Below are 18804 nucleotides of genomic sequence, written 5' to 3'. Positions count from 1 at the left end.
CACTTCTCCGCCCTGGCCTCGCCCCTACGTGTCCACGGCCCGCCGCGAAGAGTTCGTACAAGCGGCAACCTTCCGTGCGTCCTGCGGCGACTGAGTCGAGGCACTGTCTCTCTCCCCGCAGGAGCACCCCATGGCCGAGCATCCGTACGCCGAAAGCCGCCGCCGCAGAGGACGAAGAGGGCGGCGGGCCCGTGGCCGGGTCCTGATCACCGCTGTCGTCGCGGGCGCCCTCGCCGCCGGTGGGCTCATCGCTCTGTCGTCCACCTCCTCCGCGGCCACCACCCGGCAGGCCGAGGCGCTGGACCGGGGTGTGGTCAGCGTGCACACCGACGCCGGGAATCTGGTCAGCTGGCGCTGGCTCGGCACCGATGACGACGACGTGGCCTTCAACGTCTACCGGGGCGGTACGAAGGTCAACTCCTCGCCGGTCACGGGCTCGACGAACTACTTCCACGCGGGCGCCCCCAACAGCGCCGACTACACCGTGCGCGCGGTGGTCGACGGCACCGAGCAGGGCGACTCCGTGCACGCGGTGCAGTTCCGCGCCGGGTACAAGGACGTGCCGATCACGCCGCCCGCCGGTGGCACGACACCGGACGGCGTGGCGTACACCTACGAGGCCAACGACGCCTCCGTCGGCGATCTCGACGGGGACGGCGCCCTGGACTTCGTACTGAAGTGGCAGCCCACCAACGCCAAGGACAACTCCCAGTCCGGCTACACCGGCAACACGGTCGTCGACGGCATCAAGCTGGACGGCACCCGCCTGTGGCGGATCGACCTCGGCAGGAACATCCGCTCGGGCGCGCACTACACGCAGTTCCAGGTGTACGACTACGACGGTGACGGCAGGGCCGAGGTCGCCCTGAAGACGGCGGACGGCACGAAGGACGGCGCGGGCACGGTGATCGGCAGCTCGTCCGCCGATCACCGCAACTCCAGCGGCTACGTCCTGGCCGGGCCCGAGTACCTGACCATGTTCGACGGCCGGTCCGGCGCCGCGATGGACACGGTCGACTACGTCCCGGCGCGCGGCAACGTCGCCTCCTGGGGCGACAGTTACGGCAACCGCGTGGACCGCTTCCTCGCCGGGACCGCCTATCTCGACGGCAGCAGGCCGTCCCTGATCATGGCGCGCGGCTACTACACGCGCTCCGTCATCGCCGCCTGGGACTGGCGTGGCGGAGCCTTCACCCGGCGCTGGACCTTCGACACCAACTCCTCGACGAACACCGGCAAGGGCTACGACGGTCAGGGCAACCACAGCCTGTCGGTCGCGGACGTCGACGACGACGGCAAGGACGAGATCGTCTACGGCGCGATGACCGTCGACGACAACGGCAGCGGCCTGTGGACGACCAAGCTCGGGCACGGCGACGCCGGGCACGTCGGCGACCTCGATCCGTCCCGCACCGGCCTGGAGTACTTCAAGGTGTCCGAGGACAGTTCCAAGCCGGGCTCCTGGATGGCCGACGCCCGCACGGGACAGCGCCTTTGGACCACGGCGTCCGGCTCCGACAACGGCCGGGGCGTGTCCGCCGACATCTACGCCGGTTCGGCGGGCGCCGAGTCGTGGTCCGCGGCGGACAGCACCCTGCGCTCACCGTCGGGTGCGTCGGTCGGCCGCGAGCCGTCCAGCGTCAACTTCGTGAACTGGTGGGACGGCGACACCACCCGTGAACTCCTCGACGGCACCCGGATCGACAAGTACGGCACGGGCGGCGAGACCCGCCTCCTGACCGGGGCGTCGGTCGCGTCCAACAACGGCACTAAGGCGACCCCGGCACTCTCCGGCGACATCCTCGGCGACTGGCGCGAGGAAGTCGTGTGGCGCACCTCCGACAACAAGGCGCTGCGGATCTACTCCACCCCGCACGAGACCAGCACGAAGATCACCACACTGCTCCACGACATCCAGTACCGCACGGCGCTCGCCTGGCAGAACACGGCCTACAACCAGCCCCCGCACCCGAGCTTCTTCATTGGATCCGGCATGGCGAAGGCGCCGCGCCCGGTGGTCTCCACTCCCTGAGCCGCCCCGGCGAGCGGCCCCTACTTCGCGGGACCGGGCCCCGAACTCGCCCGCACCGTCAACTCCGGTACGAGCAGGGCGACTTCATCGGCACCCTGCCCCCGCAGCTTCGCGACGACCTGCTCCACCGCCTGCCGTCCCATCTCCTGTGCGGGGATGGCGACGGAGGTGAGGCGCACCGAGGCCTGGGTGGCGACCTGGTCGGGGCAGATGGCGATGACGGAGACGTCTTCGGGGATGGCACGGCCCTGCCGGCGCAGCAGGCTCAGGAGGGGTTCCACGGCCGATTCGTTCTGCACGACGAACCCCGTGGTGCCGGGGCGTTCGTCGAAGATCCTTGCCAGGGTCGCGGCGAGTGCGTCGTACGTCCCCTCGCAGGGCCGGTGCAGCACCCGCACCCCGTGCTCACGGGCCCGCGCGCGCAGCCCGTCCAGGGTGCGCTCGGCGAACCCGGTGTGCCGTTCGTACACCGCGGGCGCCTCGCCGATCACGGCGATCTCGCGGTGGCCCAGCTCGAAGAGGTGGTCCACGCACTGTGCGCCGGTCGCCACGAAGTCGAGGTCGACGCAGGTCAGGCCCGTGGGGTCGGCGGGCAGGCCGATGAGGACGGCGGGCCGGTCCGTCTCGCGGATCAGCGGAAGCCGCTCGTCGTCCAGCTCCACGTCCATCAGGATCATCGCGTCGGCGAGCGCGCTGCCCTCGATGCGGCGGACCGCCTCGGGGCCCTCCTCGCCGGTCAGGAGCAGCACGTCGTACCCATGGGTGCGTGCGGTGGTGGCGACGGCGATGGCTATCTCCATCATCACCGGCACGTACATGTCGGTGCGCAGCGGCACCATCAGCGCGATGATGTTGGACCTGCTGCTGGCCAGGGCACGGGCGCCGGCGTTCGGGTGGTAGCCGAGCTCCCGGATGGACTGTTCGACGCGGTCCTTGGTGGAGGCCGAGATGGACCGCTTGCCGCTGAGTACGTAGCTCACCGTGCTGGCCGAGACTCCGGCGTGGTGGGCTACCTCGGCAAGGGTGACCATGCGGCTCTCCCAGACAGATCGACAGGTCGTGAGGCGGTGGCGAAGCGCTTCGACGTGGGGCCCTCTCGACCCTAGAGGGACACCCATGTGCTGTCCATAGGCGTGTCGAAGCGCTTCGACTACCCCTGTCAGCCGGGGGAGTTGTCGTCCCCGTAAACAATGCCACGGCCGTTCGTGGACACGTACACCCGCCCGTAGATCCGTGGATCACCGGTGATGGCCGCGCCGGTCCAGCCCCACTGGTGGGCGTCGTCGTTGATGCGCAGCCAGCTCTCGCCCGCGTCGGTGGAACGGAAGATGCCGCGCACCCCGTCGATCCTCGCGCTGGTGTAGAGCGTCTGGTGCTCCGATCCCGGCGCGGCCTTGCCGAAGCCGATCGTGTCGGCCTCCTCGACGCCCTGGACGCGGGTGAAGGTCGCGCCGGAGTCCGTCGAGTGCCACAGACCGTACGTCCCGCCGGCCTTTCCGCCCGCGAGCCAGATGTCCCCCGCCTTCCCCGGTACGGCCTTGAAGCGCACCGGCCCCTCGGCGGGAAGACCGGTGGACGCCTTCGCCGTGAAGCTCGCCCCGCCGTCCGTACTGACATAGAAGGTCCCGGACTTGAAGCCATAAAACGTCTTCGGCTCTGCCCGGTCGGACTCGACGACCGCGCCCTGCGGGATGCCGGAGGACGCCGTCCACGACGCGCCCCGGTCACCGCTGGTGTGTACGCCCGTGCCGTCCGGGCTCCACACGAAGCGGCTGCCGTCGGCGGACGCGGCGACCGTGCCGCCGCCGGAGACTCCCGAAGGCTCCTTGCCCGCAGACCAGTTGGCGCCGTTGTCGCCGGAGAAAGCGATGCGCGGACCGCTGTCGAGCTGGCCGACGCGCACGACCGTGTCCGGGTCGGACTCGGCGTGGTCGAGGCTCGTCGTGGTGGTGAAGTTCGGCTCGGTGTACATCAGGGGCGGCACCGTGGTGACATCCGCGTGCCGGAAGCCGCCGATGTCGCCGAGCGCGCTGAGCAGCGGCGCCCCGGAGGCCGGCACCGCGAGGTCGTTGACTGCGGTCTCCTCCAGACCCTCCACCATCGGGGTGATGGTGAACTTGCCGCCGCTGTCCCACTGTTGAAGGTTTCTGGTGCCGTAGACGGTGGCCCCGGTGCCATACATCATCCGGTCGGAGTCGAAGGGGTCGATCTCCAGGGCCTCGGTCATCCAGCCCAGTTTGGGGCTCTGTTCGGGTGGCGCGGGGTTCGCGCCCCACGACAGCCACGGCACGGACGAGACGTCCATGGTGTAGCGGTTGGTGCGCTCGGGATAGGCCGCGTAGCTCCAGGCGCCGGTCCAGCTTCCGCCACTGTCGGTGGAGCGGAAGATCTGGGTGTCGGGGAACCATGAGCTGTAGCCGGTGACCATGACGGTGCCCGGATGCTGCCGGTCGACGGTCAGTCCGCTGTAGCCGTAGTAGGTGTCGGCGTCGGTGGCGGGGCTGATGTTCTTCCACTCGCCGGTGCGCGTCGCGTACCGCCACACCTGGCCCTTGCCGCCGTCGTAGGGGCCGCCCTTGTCGCTGTAGGCGAGGTAGAGGTAGCCGTTCTCCGCGTCGAGCACGCCCTTGTGGGCGAGGTGTCCCGTGGGCTGGTCCGCGAGGCGGGTCCAGGTGGCGCCCGCGTCGGTCGAGCGGTAGACGGCGTTCTCCTTGTCGGCGACGCCCACGTAGACGGTCCTGGTGGGCGATCCCGACGTGCCCGTCGACTCGTCGAAAGTGACCCAGGCGATGCCCTGGTTGTCGGAGGCGTAGCCGGTGGAGTCCCCCGGATCCTGCTGGTAGTTGCCGGGGTTGGGGAACGCGGTCACCTCCGACCAGCTGGCGCCGGAGTCGGTGGAGCGCCACAGGCCGTGGCCGCTCGGCGCCCCGAGGTACAGCACGCGGTTGTCGTGCGGGTCGACGGCGAGGCGCTCGCCCATGCCGCGGCCCGGCATGTTCCCGCCGAGCTTGAACGGAAGGTCGGCCTTCTTCCAGGTCTCGCCCCGGTCGGCGGAGCGCAGGACGGCGCCCTTGCCGGGGTCCCAGTCGTTCGTGTAGGTGCCCACGGCGGCGTACACCTTGTCCGGTTCGACGGTGTCGGACGCGATGCTCACGACGCCGGTGTGACCCCAGTCGTCCCAGCCCACCGAGTCGAGCAGCGGGGTCCAGGTCCGGGACGACTCCTGCCAGCGGTAGGCGCCGCCGATGTCGGTACGGGCGTAGGCGAGGTTCTTCTCGGCCCGGTTGAAGACGATGCCGGGGACGAAGCCGCCGCCGTCCACGCGGACGTTCTTCCAGGTGTACGCGGCCGATGCCTTCTCCTCGGCGTCGTCGGCCCCCGAGGACGGGGCGGCCACGAGCAGCATCCCCGGGATCAGGCAGAGGGCGCCGAGCAGCTTTCCGCCGCGCGTCCCGCGGCCGGTCACCGCGACCCCGGCCCCGGTTCGAGGAGCTCCGCGTACGCGCCCATGGCCAGCGCGATGTCGGCCTGCGCCCAGAAGCGGTGGTAGGTGAACTGCGGTGCCGCTCCCCCGGCGAGGTAGGCCTCGACCTTCGGCCAGTCGGGGTCGTCGCGGTAGAAGGAGCGGATGGAGGCGAAGTCGGACCCGGAGTCGATGGTGTCGCCGTTCGGCATGGTGCCGGTCCAGCCGCTGGGGACGTACACCGCGTCGTCGAACCGGTTGTAGTCGGCGCGGCTCTCGGGCACGGCGATGCCGAGCGGGTCCTGGTGGTGCTGCCACATGCCGTCCAGGAGGGCCTTGGCCGTGGTGGCGGCCGCGCTGTGGCCGGTGGCGGCGGCGTAGTACGTGAGGGTCTTGGCGTAGGCGGCGGCGACGCCCACGTCGTTCGTGCGGTCGACGACGGAGACGTGAAGTCCCGTGTTGGCGCCGGGGTTTGACGGGGTCCAGGTGTCGGGCTTTCCGGACCACTTCAGGGTCGAGGGGAAGGTGTACGTGCCGTCGGCGGCGATCTTCGTCTCGGACAGCGCCCACGCCACCCACTTGTCCATGACCGTCTTCGCGGCGGGGTCGTCGGTCTCGTGGAGGTACTCGGCGACCCGCTCCATCGACCATGCCTGGAAGCCGAACCACTGGTTGGACGGCGGGTCGTGGTAGACGGGCTTCTCGTCGTAGGCCATGCCGTAGAAGGTGGGGGTCCCGGCCGGGGGCTCGGCGTAGCTGCCCTGCCAGCTGTTGGTGGCGCCGCCCGCGATAGCGCCTTCGGCGGACTGGAGCCAGCGGTAGAACTCGATCTGCCGGGTCAGGCTCTTGGTCCAGTCGGCCTTGCCGGATGCCGACCTGGGGGCAAGCGGGGCGTAGGCGCTCAGGGCGAAGGCGGCCAGGGGGTTCTGGTATCCGCCGTGGCTGTGGCTCGACCCGATGCGCCAGGCCCAGCCCGCCGAGGTGTCGGTGGCGCCGCCCCAGGCGTAGTACCAGGACAGCAGGTAGTGCGAGCTGTTCTTGCCGCTGCCCGGCGCGCAGCCGGACGGGTCGGTGCAGTCGCCGATGGACTTGAAGTACTTGTCGAACAGGGCGTAGCGCAGGTAGTCGCCCATCTTGGCCGCCTTGGCGACCGTGGCCGCGACCTCGGACTCCTTGCCCTGGGCCGAGGCCCACACATGAGCCCAGTAGGCGGCCTGCACGGCGCGGGCGTCGGCGTCGGGGGCGTTGGTGTACTTCCACTGCTTGGCGTAGGAGGCGTCCCCGGTGAACAGGTCGAGGTAGCCGTTCCTGCCGCCGTGCTCGAACTCGTCGCGAGTGGGGTGCGGGACGGTCTCCCAGACCGACTCCTGGGGGCCGCGCTGGAAGGTGTTGATGTAGACGGGACCAGCGGCGTCGCCGCCGTAGCCGTAGACGTTGTCGACGTCCTGGAGCCAGTGCATGCCGTAGATGTCGTCGGTGCCGTACGCGCTCTTCAGCTCGGCGGCTATCGGGTCTGCGCCGGCCTGGATCGCGGGGTCGAGCCGGGCCGGGTACTGCGCGGGCTGGTCGTGCTCGGGGGCGTAGGTGGCCGGTTTCGCCGCATTGTAGAAACTGTTCGTCGGCTGGTCGGCATGGGTCGGGATCATGAATTTCTCCATGGTTTCCCAGGCTGCGTTGAATCGTGTCCAGTCGCCGCTGACCTTGCCGTACATGGCTTGCAGCCAGAGCAGATAGCTGTATGCCTCGGATGTCGTCTCGTGGCCGTGGTCGGGGGCTTCGACAATGAGGGTTTCGACGGAGTGGTACGGAATACCGTCCGGCGAGAAATAGCCGTTCGCGGAATCGGTGATCTTCGCGTAGAGGTCGAGGAAGCGCTGCTCGTACTCGGTGGCCGCGGTCGCCGCATAGGCGCTGTGGCCTGCGGGGTTGAGCGCCACGATGACGGGGGCCAGCGCGGCTCCGGCGCCCAGGGCGAGCAGATTTCGGCGGCTGATTTCCGGTCTGGAGGGGCCGGGGCGGGGGGAACGAGGGAATGCGGACATGCGGGGTTGTCTCCTGAAGGATCGATGGGGGGCGCGCTCCGCTTGGGGAGCGAGGGAACCAGTGGGAGCGCTCCCAAAATTCAGCCGGACGGGCGCGATGTCAAGAGCCCGCACACGAAAGGGAGTTGTCGAATGAATTCGACAGCGGCGATCCGAGAAATCTGAGAAACCCGCCAACCTTTCTGTTCTCGGCGGCGACTTCCTGCTAGCTTCCACGGCACCAGTGGGAGCGATTCCGGTTCGATCCGAGGAGTCGCTCATGCCCCGCCCCCCGCATCTGCTCCGTCCCCCGCGCCTGCTCCGCCCCTCGCATCTGCTCCGCACCCTCGCCGTGCTCGCGGGCGCCGTCCTCATCGCCGCCGGACTCGCGACGCCCTCCGCCCTGCCGACGGCGGTCGCGGCGCAGGCCGCGGCGGCAGCACCCCCCGTGCTGCACGCCGAGGGCAACCGGCTCGTCGACGCCGACGGCGCCGCGCACCGGCTGCTCGGCGTCAACCGCTCCGGCGGCGAGTTCGCGTGTGTCCAGGGCTACGGCATCTTCGACGGCCCCGTCGACGACGCCTCCGTCAAGGCCATCGCGGACTGGAAGGCCAACACCGTACGCATCCCGCTCAACGAGGAGTGCTGGCTGGGAACCGACAACATCGACCCGCGCTACGCGGGCGCCAACTACACATCCGCCATCGAGGAGTTGGCCCGGCGCGTCCAGGACCACGGCATGACCCCGATCGTCGAACTGCACTGGTCCCACGGCCAGTACACCGGCAACTCGGCGGGCTGCCCGGACGTGCACGCCAGCTGCCAGAAGCCGATGCCGAACGCGCGGTACACCCCGGCGTTCTGGACGTCGGTCGCGAACACCTTCAAGGACGATCCGGCGGTCGTCCTCGACCTGTTCAACGAGCCCTATCCGGACCGCGCGACGCCCACCACCGAGCAGGCCTGGGTCTGCTGGCGGGACGGCGGCACCTGCCCCGGCATCGGCTACGAGGTCGCCGGCATGCAGGACCTGCTCGACGCGGTGCGTGACACGGGCGCGAAGAATCTCGTGCTCGCGGCCGGCATCGCGTACTCGAACGATCTCAGCGGCTGGCTGGAGCACGCGCCGACGGACCCGGCGGGCAATCTCGCCGCGGCCTGGCACGTCTACAACTTCAACACCTGCTCCACCAGCAGCTGCTGGGACGCCCAGCTCGCGCCGGTCGCCGCCGAAGTCCCGCTCGTGGCGGGCGAGATCGGCGAGAACACCTGCTCCCACGGCTTCATCGACTCCGTCATGAAGTGGCTCGACGCGCACCAGGCCTCGTATCTCGGCTGGACCTGGAACACCTGGGACTGCTCGTCGGGGCCTGCCCTGATCAGCTCCTACGACGGCACACCCACGGCGTTCGGCGCCGGGCTCCGCGACCATCTGGCCGCGCTCCAAAGCTGACCCGTCCGTCTGACCCGTCCGTCTGACTCGTACGACCCATCCGATCCGTACGACCCATCCGAACCGTCCGAAGGGAAGCACCCCCACCATGAGCCGCACGCACACCAGGCACCGCAGATCCCGCACCCTCTTCCTGGCCGCACTGGCCACCGTCCTCGCCACGACCGGCGGCACCGCGCTCGCCGTGGGCGACAGTCCGGGCGGCACGGCCGCGGCCCAAGCGGCGGCGGCGCGCGTCGACAACCCGTACGCGGGCGCCAAGCCCTATGTGAACCCCGAGTGGTCGGCGAAGGCCGCCGCCGAGCCGGGCGGCGACGCCATCGCGGACCAGCCCACCGGCGTCTGGCTCGACCGGATCGCCGCGATCGAGGGCGCGGGAGACTCGATGGGCCTGCGCGACCACCTCGACGAGGCGCTCCAACAGGGCGCGGGCGTCATCCAGTTGGTCATCTACAACCTGCCGGGCCGGGACTGTGCCGCGCTCGCCTCCAACGGCGAGCTCGGCCCCACCGAGATCGGCAAGTACCAGACCGACTACATCGACCCGATCGCCGCGATCCTCGCCGACGCCAAGTACGCGAACCTGCGCATCGTCACGACCGTCGAGATCGACTCGCTGCCCAACCTGGTCACCAACACCGGCGGGCGCCCCACCGCGACACCCCAGTGCGACGTGATGAAGGCCAACGGCAACTACGTGAAGGGCGTCGGCTACGCCCTGCGCAAGCTCGGCGCCGTCCCGAACGTCTACAACTACGTGGACGCGGGCCACCACGGCTGGATCGGCTGGGACGACAACTTCGCCGCGTCCGCCCAGGTCATGCACCAGGCGGCGACCGCCGACGGCGGCAGCGTCGACAACGTGCACGGCTTCATCACCAACACGGCCAACTACAGCGCCCTCAAGGAGAGCAACTTCAAGATCGGCGACACCGTCAACGGCCGGTCGGTCCGCGAGTCCACATGGGTCGACTGGAACCGCTCCGTCGACGAGCTCTCCTTCGCCCAGTCGTTCCGGGGCCAGCTCGTCTCCACCGGCTTCAGGTCCGACATCGGCATGCTGATCGACACCTCCCGCAACGGCTGGGGCGGCGCGGCCCGGCCTGCGGGCCCCGGTCCCACCACGGACGTCAACACCTACGTGGAGGGCGGTCGCAACGACCGGCGCATCCACATAGGCAACTGGTGCAACCAGTCCGGCGCGGGCCTCGGTGAACGGCCGACGACGGCCCCGGAGACGGGCATCGACGCCTACGTATGGATCAAGCCGCCGGGTGAGTCCGACGGATCGAGCAAGGAGATCCCGAACGACGAGGGCAAGGGCTTCGACCGCATGTGTGACCCGACGTACGAGGGCAATCCCCGCAACGGCTTCAACCCCTCCGGCGCGCTCCCGGACGCGCCGATCTCCGGGAAGTGGTTCTCGGCCCAGTTCCAGGAGCTCCTGAACAACGCGTATCCGGCGCTGTAACAGGCGCTGGGGCGGCAACCTCGCGAGGGCGGGCGGCGACAACCACTTGCCGTACCGCCCCCGCGTAACTCCCTTGAGGTCAGGCGGAGTTGCGCCTCACCGCTTGGAGACCGGAGTGAGCCGCACGCCCAGCCGTACCCCCAGCCGCACCCCCACCGCCTTCCGGCGCAGAGCCCTCGTCACGCTGCCTGCCGCCGCCCTGCTCGCCCTCGTCCCGAGCAGCGCCACCGCCTATCCCAACCCCGGCCAGGTCACCGGCGACGTAGTCGTGCACGACCCGACCCTGGCCCGCACGTCGTCGGGCAAGTACCTGCTCTACTCGACCGGCGACGGCCTGCAACTGCGCACCTCCACCGACCGGATCGCCTTCGGCCGCAGCGGCTCCGCCTTCCCCACGCGGCCGAGCTGGTGGAACAACTACAACTCCACCGGGGACGTCTGGGCCCCCGACATCTCGTACCACGGCGGCAAGTACCTCATGTACTACTCCGTCTCATCGTTCGGCTCGAACAAGTCGGCCATCGGCCTCGCGGCCTCCACGACCGGTGAGCCCGGCTCCTGGACCGACTACGGCGCCGTGTACACCTCAACCACGTCCAGCGACTACAACGCCATCGACCCGAACCTCTTCGTCGACGACGACGGCAAGTGGTGGCTGTCGTTCGGCTCCTGGTGGACCGGGATCAAGATGATCAGGGTCGACCCCTCGACGGGCAAGCAGTACGCGGGCGACACCGCCCGGCGTTCGCTCGCCTCGCGGCCCACCGGCACCAAGGCAGTCGAAGCGCCCTACATCGTCAAGCGGAACGGCTACTACTACCTCTTCGCCTCGTACGACACGTGCTGTGCGGGCACCAGCTCCACGTACAAGATCAAGGTGGGCCGCGCCTCCGGCGTCACCGGGCCGTACGTCGACAAGAACAGCGTCGGCATGATGAACAACGGAGGCACGGCGGTCCAGGAGAGCCACGGCCGCTACATCGGCCCCGGTGGCCAGTCGATCATGAAGGACTCCGACGGCGACCTGCTCGTCTACCACTACTACGACGGCCAGGACAACGGCACCCCGAAGCTCGGCGTCAACCTCCTGAACTGGAGCTCCGGATGGCCCGTCGCCCACTGACCCTGCTCGCGGCCTGAACCGGAGGCGGGCGGGCGGCAACGTCCGCCGCGCCGGTGGAGACAGACAAGGGGGCGGGATCGACCCACCCACCGAATGACCGGAGGACAACTCATGCACGGAGCGCGCAGGACGAGCGCGATGGCCGCACGGATCGGCGTGGCCGCGGTGGCCGGCGCCGCGATCGTCGGGGCGGTCGCCTGGAGCGGGAACGCCGCCGAGACCTCCGGGTCCGACGAGGGCGCCGTCGCGACACCGAAGGCGGCGCCGGCGGCGGTGGGTGTGCCGGTCGGCTTCGGTGCGGGCACCACGGGTGGCGGCAGCGCCACCGCCACCACGGTGAAGTCGCTCGCGGCCTTCGAGGCCGCGGTCGACGGTGAGAGCGCCAAGGTGGTGAAGGTCGACGGTCTGATCTCGCTGTCCGGTCAGGTCGACATCGGCTCCAACACGACGGTGCTCGGGGTCGGTTCGGCCTCCGGGTTCACCGGCGGCGGCCTGCGCATCAAGGAGGCCACCAACGTCGTCGTGCAGAACCTCAACATCAGCAAGCCGCTCGCGCCGGCCGACGGCATCACAGTCCAGGAGTCCACGAAGGTGTGGATCGACCACAACTCCTTCTCCGCGGACCGCGAGCACGACAAGGACCACTACGACGGGCTGCTCGACATCACGCACGCCTCCGACGACGTCACCGTCTCCTGGAACACCTTCAAGGACCACTTCAAGGGCTCCCTCGTCGGGCACAGCGACAACAACGGCGACGAGGACACCGGCCACCTGAAGGTGACCTACCACCACAACCACTTCAGCAACGTCTACTCGCGCATCCCGAGCCTGCGCTTCGGCACCGGGCACTTCTACGACAACTACGTCCAGGGCGCCGACACCGGGGCGCACTCCCGGATGGGCGCGCGGATGCTGGTCGAGAACAACGTCTTCCGTGACACGAAGGTCGCCATCACGACCAGCCGCAGCAGCGACGAGGACGGCTACGCGGTCGCGCGCGGGAACGATCTCGGCGGCGCGGCCACCGAGATCTCCCAGGTGGGCGACTTCACCAAGCCGCCCTACGCGTACACGGCCGAGCCCGCCTCGTCCGTCGTCGGCACGGTGACGGAGGGGGCGGGCGCGGGCAAGCTCTGACCTCGGTGTGAAGGACTCAGCCCAGCCGGATCACGTTCCATGACAGTGGCTCCAGGACGGCGTTCAACGTGCCGTCCTGGAGTGCTGTCCCGGTGACGCCGTGCGGGGTGACGCGCTCGGGATCCGCGAGGGTGTTGCGGGCGTCCGGGTCCGGGTCGGCGAGGGCGCTGTGCTCGACGACGGTCGTCAACTCGATCCTGTGGAGCGCGACTTCGAGCGGCAGGGGTTCGCTCTGGCTGCGGTTGACCGCGAAGACGGTGACGGATCCGTCGTCGGCGCGGACGGCCGTCGCGTGCAGCAGGGGCACCTCACCGAACTTCCGCGTCCCGTGCGCGGGCGATTCCACGCGTACGTCGAGGACCTGGCCACGGCCGTGCCGCGAGGCCTGCGCGAAGGGGAAGAAGGTGGTCTGCCGCCAGGCGGGGCCGCCCGGCTCGGTCAGGATCGGCGCGATGACGTTGACCAGCTGGGCCAGACACGCGACGGCCACCCGGTCGGCGTGCCGCAGCAGGGCGATCAGGAGTGAGCCGACGACGACCGCGTCGGTGACGGTGTAGTTGTCCTCCAGAAGGCGCGGCGCCTCGGGCCAGTCGCGCAGGTTCTCCTCGATCTCGGGGTGCGGCCGGGACTGGTACCAGACGTTCCACTCGTCGAAGGACAGGTTGATCTTCTTCTTGGACTTCAGGCGGGCGCCCACGTGGTCGCAGGTGGCGACGACGTTCTCGATGAAGGACTCCATGTCGACGGCTGAGGCCAGGAACGAGTCCCGGTCGCCGTCGGTCTCCTCGTAGTAGGCGTGCAGGGAGATCTGGTCGACGAGGTCGTACGTCTCGGCCAGGACCGTGGCCTCCCACTCGGCGAAGGTCGCCATGGACTGGCCGGAGCTGCCGCAGGCGACCAGTTCGACGTCCGGGTCGATCTGGCGCATGGCGCGGGCGGTCTCGGCCGCCAGGCGCCCGTACTCCTCGGCGGTCTTGTGGCCGGTCTGCCACGGACCGTCCATCTCGTTGCCCAGGCACCACATGCGGATGCCGAAGGGGTTCTTGTCGCCGTGCGCGGCACGCAGGTCCGAGAGCGCGGTGCCGGCGGGGTGGTTGGCGTACTCCTGGAGTTCCAGGGCCTCTTCGACGCCACGCGTGCCGAGGTTCAGGGCCATCATCGGCTCGGCCTGCGGGCCGATCTTGCGCAGGAAGGCGATGTACTCGGAGAGCCCGAAGCGGTTGGTCTCCGTGGAGTGCCAGGCCAGGTCGAGACGGCGCGGCCGCTCGTCGACGGGCCCGACGGAGTCCTCCCACTTGTACCCCGAGACGAAGTTCCCGCCGGGGTAGCGCACGGCCGTCACGCCGAGTTCGCGGATCAGGTCGAGCACGTCGGTGCGCAACCCCGCCTCGTCGGCCGAGGGGTGGCCCGGTTCGTGGATGCCGGTGTAGACGCAGCGGCCGAGGTGCTCGACGAAGGAGCCGAAGAGCCGGGGGTCGACGTCGCCGACGGCGAAGGCGGGATCGAGCGTGAAGCGGGCGGAACGGGTCATGATCCCCTCAACTTGGTTCGACATACCGGACGTTGAACGAATTCCCGGACAGACCGTAAGGCGGGCGCCGCCGCGGGTCAATGGGTTCAGTGGCCGCGGCGGCTCTTGATGTGCCGTCACACCCCGTCGTCAGGGAGCCGCATCAGGCGCAGGATGTTGCGGTGGTAGATCTGGTCGCGTGCCGTTTCCGTGAGGTCCAGTGCCTCGATGACGCGGATCGTCTCGCGGACATAGAGGGGGCCTCCCTCGGGGTCGAAGGGGCAGTCGGTGCCGAACAGGACGTGCTCGGAACCGAAGAAGTCCAGGCCGCACCGGGTGCCGATGGCGGAGCCCGACAACGCGGTGTCGGCATAGAACCGGCGGAAGTAGTCAAGCGGCCGCTCGGGCAACCGCTCGCGGCGCAGCCGTTCGTATTCCTCCCCGGCCGTGCGGCTGCCGAGCTGGTCGCTCCAGCCCAGGCCGATTCTGCCTTCCAGGTAGGGGATCATCGCTCCCAGGTGGTGGGTGATGATCTTGATGTCCGGGTGCCGCTCGATGAGGCCGGAGAAGACGAGCCGGGCCATGGCCACACTGGTCTCGTAGGGCCAGCCGAGCGCCCACCAGATCTCGTACGCGGAGGTGTCCTCGGTGGCGTAGTCCGCGAAGGCGGCGCTGCGGGTCGGGTGCATCCAGACCGGCAGGTCTCGCGCCGCCATCTCGGCGAACACGGCCCGGAAGGCCGGGTCGTCCAGCGGCCTTCCGTTGACGTTGGTGAAGACCTGCACGCCGCGCGCGCCCAAGTCGTCGATGGCGTAGGCGAGTTCGACGAGCGCGGCGTCGGGGTCGTTCATCGGCAGGGCGGCCACGAACGCCGGGAACCTGTCGGGGTGTCGCGCGCACAGCTCCTGCATCGACGTGTTGGCGAGCCGCGCGAGGGCCGGGGACCGTGACGGTCCCGCGAGCAGTTCGACCGGCGGCGACGACAGGGTGAGCACCTGCTGGTAGCCGTCGCCGAACTCGTCCATCATCCGCAGTCGCGCGTCGAGATCGTGCAGCGCGGACAGGTCGAACCACCGCTTGAGGGCACCCCTGTCGACGGCGAGCTCGCGCATGCGCGCGAAGTACGGTGCGGGCAGGATGTGGCTGTACGCGTCCAGCTTGCGGGCGGTCATCAATGCCCCCTCGACGTCTTCGGAACCCAGCGGGTGACCCTGCGGTCGACGGCCTGGACCAGTGCGGTGGCCGTGAGCGCGACCGCGATCACGACCAGGAGCACGGCGAGGACGCCCGCGCTGTCGAAACGCCCGCCCGCCTCGGTGACGACGTGCCCCAGACCGACGACGGCGATGAACATCTCGCCGTTGATCATCCCGGTGACGGCGCGGCCGACACCGAGCCGCACCCCGGCCAGGATCAGGGGAGCGGCGGCCGGCAGCACGACGCGCAGCAGCACCTGGCCTTCGCCCGCGCCGTAGGAGCGCGCCATCTCCACCAGCTGCGCGGGGGCGGACTGCACGGCCGACGCCGTGTTCACGATGATCACGAACATCGCGTACATGACCACCACCGCGACGATCGAGGCGCGGCCCGCGCCGAGGAGGGCGAAGAAGACCGGCGCGAAGACCAGCGACGGGGCCGTGAGCAGCGCGTACACATACACACCGAGCGCCGCCTCGACCTTTCGTGAGCGGCCCATGGCCATGCCGATGCCGAGCCCCGCGACGAGGGAGACGGCTAACCCCAGGGCCAGGTTGACCAGACTGTCGCGCAGACTCGCGTAGATCAGTCCGTCCGCCGCAAGCTCACGCAGCCGGGCAAGGACCGTGCTCAGCGGCGGAAAGAACGAGGCATCCGCGAGGCGCCCGGTCAGCTCCCAGGCCGCGGCGCCGACAGCGAGGCTGATCGGTGCGGCCGGCGCTTTCACCGGACCGCCTTCGACGGGCGGTGCTCCGTGTGCATGTCGCGGAGCCGGTCCCAGAGGTACGCCGTGATCTCGGTGTACCTGCCCGACCGTTCCAGGGAGCCGACGTCACCGGAGCGCGGCCGGGGCAGATCCACGGGCACGATGTCCGCGATCCGCCCCGGCCGGGCGCTCATCAGGACGACGCGGTCTCCGAGGAGCACGGCCTCCGCCATGCTGTGGGTGATGAACACGACGGTCAGCCGGTGTTCCTCCCAGAGCGACAGAAGCTCCTCTTGCAGCAGGCGCCGGGTCTGCTCGTCCACCGCTCCGAACGGCTCGTCCATGAGCAGTACTTGGGGTTCCACCGCCAAGGCCCGTGCGATGCCCACGCGTTGCTGCATGCCGCCGGACAACTCACCGGGCAGCTTGCTCTCGAAGCCCGCGAGTCCCACCGTCCCGATCAACGAGCGGGCGCGTTCCTCGCGTTCGGCCCGGCCGACACCGCGCATCCGCAGACCGAAGGCGACGTTGTCGAGGACCGTCGCCCAGGGCAGCAGCGCGAAGTTCTGGAAGACCACGCTGCGGTCGGGGCCGGGGCCCCGCACCGGTGCGCCGTCGATGCGGATGTCGCCGGTGTCCCAGGGGGTGAGCCCGGCGACGGCCTTCAGCAGGGTGGTCTTGCCGCAGCCGCTGGGGCCGAGCACGGTCAGGAACTCATTGGCGGCCACCTCCAGGTCGACGCCCCGCAGCGCTTGGACGGTGGTGCCGTCCTGTCCGACGAAGCTCTTGCCAAGGCCTTGGATCGTGATCATCGAGCGCCTCCGGTCGTCTGCGTCCGTGCCCATCGGGTCAGCTTGCGTTCGCCCCACCGGGCGAGAGAGATCAGGAGCAGCGCCTCCGCCAGGATGATCACGACGGTGCCGTAGAGCTGCGGCGCCTGGAGCAGGCCGCGGTATCTCAGGATCAGCCCGCCCAACCCGTCGGAGACCATGAGCAGTTCGACGATGACCATGCCGGTGACCGCGCGGCCGATGCCGAGCCGGGCGCCGGTCATGATCGCGGGAAGGGCGCCCGGCAGCAGGATCCGGGTCCAGATCCGTCCCTCTCCGGCCCCGAAGGAGCGGGCCATCTCGATCAGGGAGGGGTCCACCTGCCGCACGCCGGTCCGGCAGTTCACGACCACCATCACGACCGAGAAGACCGTGACGAGAAGGACCCGCGAGGCCAGACCCACACCCACCGACATCACGAGCAAGGGAATGATCGCGGCCATCGGCGTGACGAGGAGGATGTTGAGGTAGACGTCCGTGTACCGCTCGAGCAGCCGGAACCGGCCGAGGACGATGCCCGCGGGGACACCGACGACGAGGGCGAGGCCGAAGCCGAGTACGAGCGCCTGGTTGCTGACGTACAGGGCACGCCACAGCTCCGCGTCGGCGAGAAGCCAGGACGTGGCCCGGACCGTCTCGGCGAAGCCCGGAAGGAGCAGGCCGCCCCGTTCGCGTGCGTAGAGCTCCCAGGCCGCGGCGAAGAGCACGAACGTGAGGAGCCGGTAGGGCCAGTTGGCGTCCAGGATCCGTCGGCGTGCCGTCACGACGTCTCCCTGATGAGCCGTCATGACGACGCCCCCTCGATGAAGCTGAGGTCGGCCGCGTCCCGCGTGGTCATCCCCCGTTCGATCACGCCGGCGCGGGCGAAGAAGTCGATGGTGCCCTGGACGTTGCGCCGCGTCAGGGCCGCCGCGTCGAAGAGCTTCGCGTCGCGGTAGCGCCGTGCGGTCGTGGCCACGTCCTCCTGGTCCTCCTCCGGCAGGTACTTCCGCACCAGGGCCACCAGGTGCCGCGGATCGGCGTTGATCCTGCCGTGCTCCCGCACCAGGGCGGTGACGAATTCCTGTGCCACCCCGCGGTGTTGGGTGAGGAACGCGGTGTTCGCGTACACGGTCTGCGGATGCAGGTCCGGCAGCGTCTCGGCGAAGTCGACGACCTTGGTGAGCCCGGAGGCGCCCGACGACTCCAGGGCGACCGCGTCGGAGATCTCCAGCGGCGTCGCGTCGATCTCCCCCGAGGCGAGGGCCTGTGCGCGCACGTCCGAGCCGCCGATCGTCAGGTAGTCGGGACGCTTGCCCGCACCGCACTCGCCGGCCACCCAGTCCTTGGCGATGGCGGTCGCCACCGCGCCCTCGCTGAAGATCCCGAACGGGCGTCCGTTCAGGTCGTCGCAGGACGAGACGGCGGACCTGCCGTACAGCGCCCACTGATTGCCGACGACATCGGCGATGATCTTGATGGGGGCGTCCTGCTCGATGGCGCTCAGTGCCGGGCCCGTCGCCTCGGCGGAGATCGCGTAGTCGCCCTTGGCCAGCCCCTCGACGGCCAGTTCCGGTTCTGCCAGTTCCACGACATCGACCTCGTGGCCCTGGTCGCGCAGGGTGTCGACGGCCGCCAGGAGCGGCACGGTCGTGAGGTCCGGTTCGATGAGCGCCACGGTGAACGAGAGCTTCCCGTCCGCGCGGACATGGGTGCCGGGGCCGCCACAGGCGGTCGCGGCGACGACGGACAGGAGCGCGACAGCGGCGAGCCGTTTCGCGCGGGTCCAGACGTGCATGATCTCCCCCTTCGTTCTCCTCCACTTGCTTCGGTGCTTGCTTCGGTCGCCTGCTCTTACTCGTACGTTCTCCAAGGTCAT

General features: G+C 69.7%; 13 protein-coding genes and 1 pseudogene. 5 read left to right on the top strand and 9 right to left on the bottom strand.

All coding sequences use genetic code 11. The annotated features are described in order from the left end of the window. Positions 1–130 precede the first annotated feature (130 nt). The gene (locus M4V62_RS37330; protein WP_249591608.1) at positions 131–2032 is read left to right on the top strand and encodes a rhamnogalacturonan lyase; all 1902 of its coding nucleotides are present in this window, start codon (positions 131–133) and stop codon (positions 2030–2032) included. A gap of 20 nt (positions 2033–2052) precedes the next feature. Here the strand turns inward: M4V62_RS37330 and M4V62_RS37325 are convergent, their stop codons facing one another. The 3 genes and pseudogenes from M4V62_RS37325 to M4V62_RS37315 all read right to left on the bottom strand — a co-directional run. Beyond that, the gene (locus tag M4V62_RS37325; protein ID WP_249591607.1) at positions 2053–3063 is read right to left on the bottom strand and encodes a LacI family DNA-binding transcriptional regulator; all 1011 of its coding nucleotides are present in this window, start codon (positions 3061–3063) and stop codon (positions 2053–2055) included. A 128-nt stretch (positions 3064–3191) separates the two neighbouring features. Then, the gene (locus tag M4V62_RS37320) at positions 3192–5438 is read right to left on the bottom strand and encodes a beta propeller repeat protein (RefSeq protein WP_249593170.1); all 2247 of its coding nucleotides are present in this window, start codon (positions 5436–5438) and stop codon (positions 3192–3194) included. A 56-nt stretch (positions 5439–5494) separates the two neighbouring features. Further along, positions 5495–7378, bottom strand: a pseudogene (locus tag M4V62_RS37315) (glycoside hydrolase family 48 protein); the annotation flags it as partial. Between the two features lie 418 nt (positions 7379–7796). On the opposite strand from M4V62_RS37315, the gene M4V62_RS37310 reads away from it, so the two are divergent. From M4V62_RS37310 to M4V62_RS37295, 4 genes are all read left to right on the top strand, one after another. Beyond that, positions 7797–8969 carry a glycoside hydrolase family 5 protein gene (locus tag M4V62_RS37310; RefSeq protein ID WP_249591606.1) on the top strand — a complete coding sequence of 391 codons (1173 nt, stop codon included), beginning with the start codon at positions 7797–7799 and terminating at the stop codon, positions 8967–8969. A gap of 88 nt (positions 8970–9057) precedes the next feature. Continuing rightward, positions 9058–10440 (top strand): glycoside hydrolase family 6 protein, encoded by a 1383-nt coding sequence (locus M4V62_RS37305; protein ID WP_249591605.1) that lies wholly within the window; start codon positions 9058–9060, stop codon positions 10438–10440. Between the two features lie 115 nt (positions 10441–10555). Beyond that, complete coding sequence (locus M4V62_RS37300; protein WP_249591604.1) at positions 10556–11563, top strand: arabinan endo-1,5-alpha-L-arabinosidase; 1008 nt, start codon at positions 10556–10558, stop codon at positions 11561–11563. 111 nt (positions 11564–11674) lie between these two features. Then, complete coding sequence (locus tag M4V62_RS37295; RefSeq protein ID WP_249591603.1) at positions 11675–12703, top strand: pectate lyase family protein; 1029 nt, start codon at positions 11675–11677, stop codon at positions 12701–12703. A gap of 16 nt (positions 12704–12719) precedes the next feature. On the opposite strand, the gene arfA is transcribed toward M4V62_RS37295, so the two are convergent. The 6 genes from arfA to M4V62_RS37265 all read right to left on the bottom strand — a co-directional run bounded on the left by arfA (position 12720) and on the right by M4V62_RS37265 (position 18723). Continuing rightward, entirely contained in the window at positions 12720–14234 is a 1515-nt protein-coding gene (arfA, locus tag M4V62_RS37290; protein WP_249591602.1) for an arabinosylfuranosidase ArfA, read from the bottom strand. A 116-nt stretch (positions 14235–14350) separates the two neighbouring features. Further along, a complete protein-coding gene (locus M4V62_RS37285) occupies positions 14351–15385 on the bottom strand; it encodes an amidohydrolase family protein (RefSeq protein ID WP_249591601.1) in 1035 nt (344 codons plus the stop codon). Continuing rightward, the gene (locus M4V62_RS37280) at positions 15385–16137 is read right to left on the bottom strand and encodes an ABC transporter permease (protein ID WP_249591600.1); all 753 of its coding nucleotides are present in this window, start codon (positions 16135–16137) and stop codon (positions 15385–15387) included. Before M4V62_RS37280 ends, M4V62_RS37285 begins: the two co-directional genes overlap by 1 nt. Beyond that, positions 16134–16928, bottom strand: coding sequence for an ABC transporter ATP-binding protein (locus M4V62_RS37275; RefSeq protein WP_249591599.1), 795 nt, complete (start codon positions 16926–16928; stop codon positions 16134–16136). Before M4V62_RS37275 ends, M4V62_RS37280 begins: the two co-directional genes overlap by 4 nt. Further along, positions 16925–17734: an ABC transporter permease gene (locus tag M4V62_RS37270; RefSeq protein WP_249591598.1), complete on the bottom strand. Its 810-nt coding sequence runs from the start codon at positions 17732–17734 to the stop codon at positions 16925–16927. The genes M4V62_RS37275 and M4V62_RS37270 overlap by 4 nt, the downstream gene beginning before the upstream one ends. Continuing rightward, positions 17731–18723, bottom strand: a complete 993-nt coding sequence (locus tag M4V62_RS37265; RefSeq protein WP_249591597.1) for an ABC transporter substrate-binding protein — start codon at positions 18721–18723, stop codon at positions 17731–17733. The genes M4V62_RS37270 and M4V62_RS37265 overlap by 4 nt, the downstream gene beginning before the upstream one ends. Positions 18724–18804: the final 81 nt, after the last annotated feature.

Origin of the sequence: Streptomyces durmitorensis (genome assembly GCF_023498005.1) — a bacterium.
GTDB classification, from domain to species: Bacteria; Actinomycetota; Actinomycetes; order Streptomycetales; family Streptomycetaceae; genus Streptomyces; species Streptomyces durmitorensis.
This window is presented reverse-complemented; position numbering and strand designations above follow the sequence as displayed.

Excerpts from the sequence above, each read along its gene's own strand:
- M4V62_RS37265 (WP_249591597.1), bottom strand. The coding sequence starts at position 18,723 with ATGCACGTCTGGACCCGCGCGAAACGGCTCGCCGCTGTCGCGCTCCTG.
- M4V62_RS37325 (WP_249591607.1), bottom strand. The coding sequence starts at position 3,063 with ATGGTCACCCTTGCCGAGGTAGCCCACCACGCCGGAGTCTCGGCCAGC.
- M4V62_RS37285 (WP_249591601.1), bottom strand. The coding sequence starts at position 15,385 with ATGACCGCCCGCAAGCTGGACGCGTACAGCCACATCCTGCCCGCACCG.
- M4V62_RS37310 (WP_249591606.1), top strand. The coding sequence starts at position 7,797 with ATGCCCCGCCCCCCGCATCTGCTCCGTCCCCCGCGCCTGCTCCGCCCC.
- M4V62_RS37320 (WP_249593170.1), bottom strand. The coding sequence starts at position 5,438 with ATGCTGCTCGTGGCCGCCCCGTCCTCGGGGGCCGACGACGCCGAGGAG.
- M4V62_RS37330 (WP_249591608.1), top strand. The coding sequence starts at position 131 with ATGGCCGAGCATCCGTACGCCGAAAGCCGCCGCCGCAGAGGACGAAGA.
- M4V62_RS37305 (WP_249591605.1), top strand. The coding sequence starts at position 9,058 with ATGAGCCGCACGCACACCAGGCACCGCAGATCCCGCACCCTCTTCCTG.
- arfA (WP_249591602.1), bottom strand. The coding sequence starts at position 14,234 with ATGACCCGTTCCGCCCGCTTCACGCTCGATCCCGCCTTCGCCGTCGGC.
- M4V62_RS37295 (WP_249591603.1), top strand. The coding sequence starts at position 11,675 with ATGCACGGAGCGCGCAGGACGAGCGCGATGGCCGCACGGATCGGCGTG.
- M4V62_RS37275 (WP_249591599.1), bottom strand. The coding sequence starts at position 16,928 with ATGATCACGATCCAAGGCCTTGGCAAGAGCTTCGTCGGACAGGACGGC.
- M4V62_RS37270 (WP_249591598.1), bottom strand. The coding sequence starts at position 17,734 with ATGACGGCTCATCAGGGAGACGTCGTGACGGCACGCCGACGGATCCTG.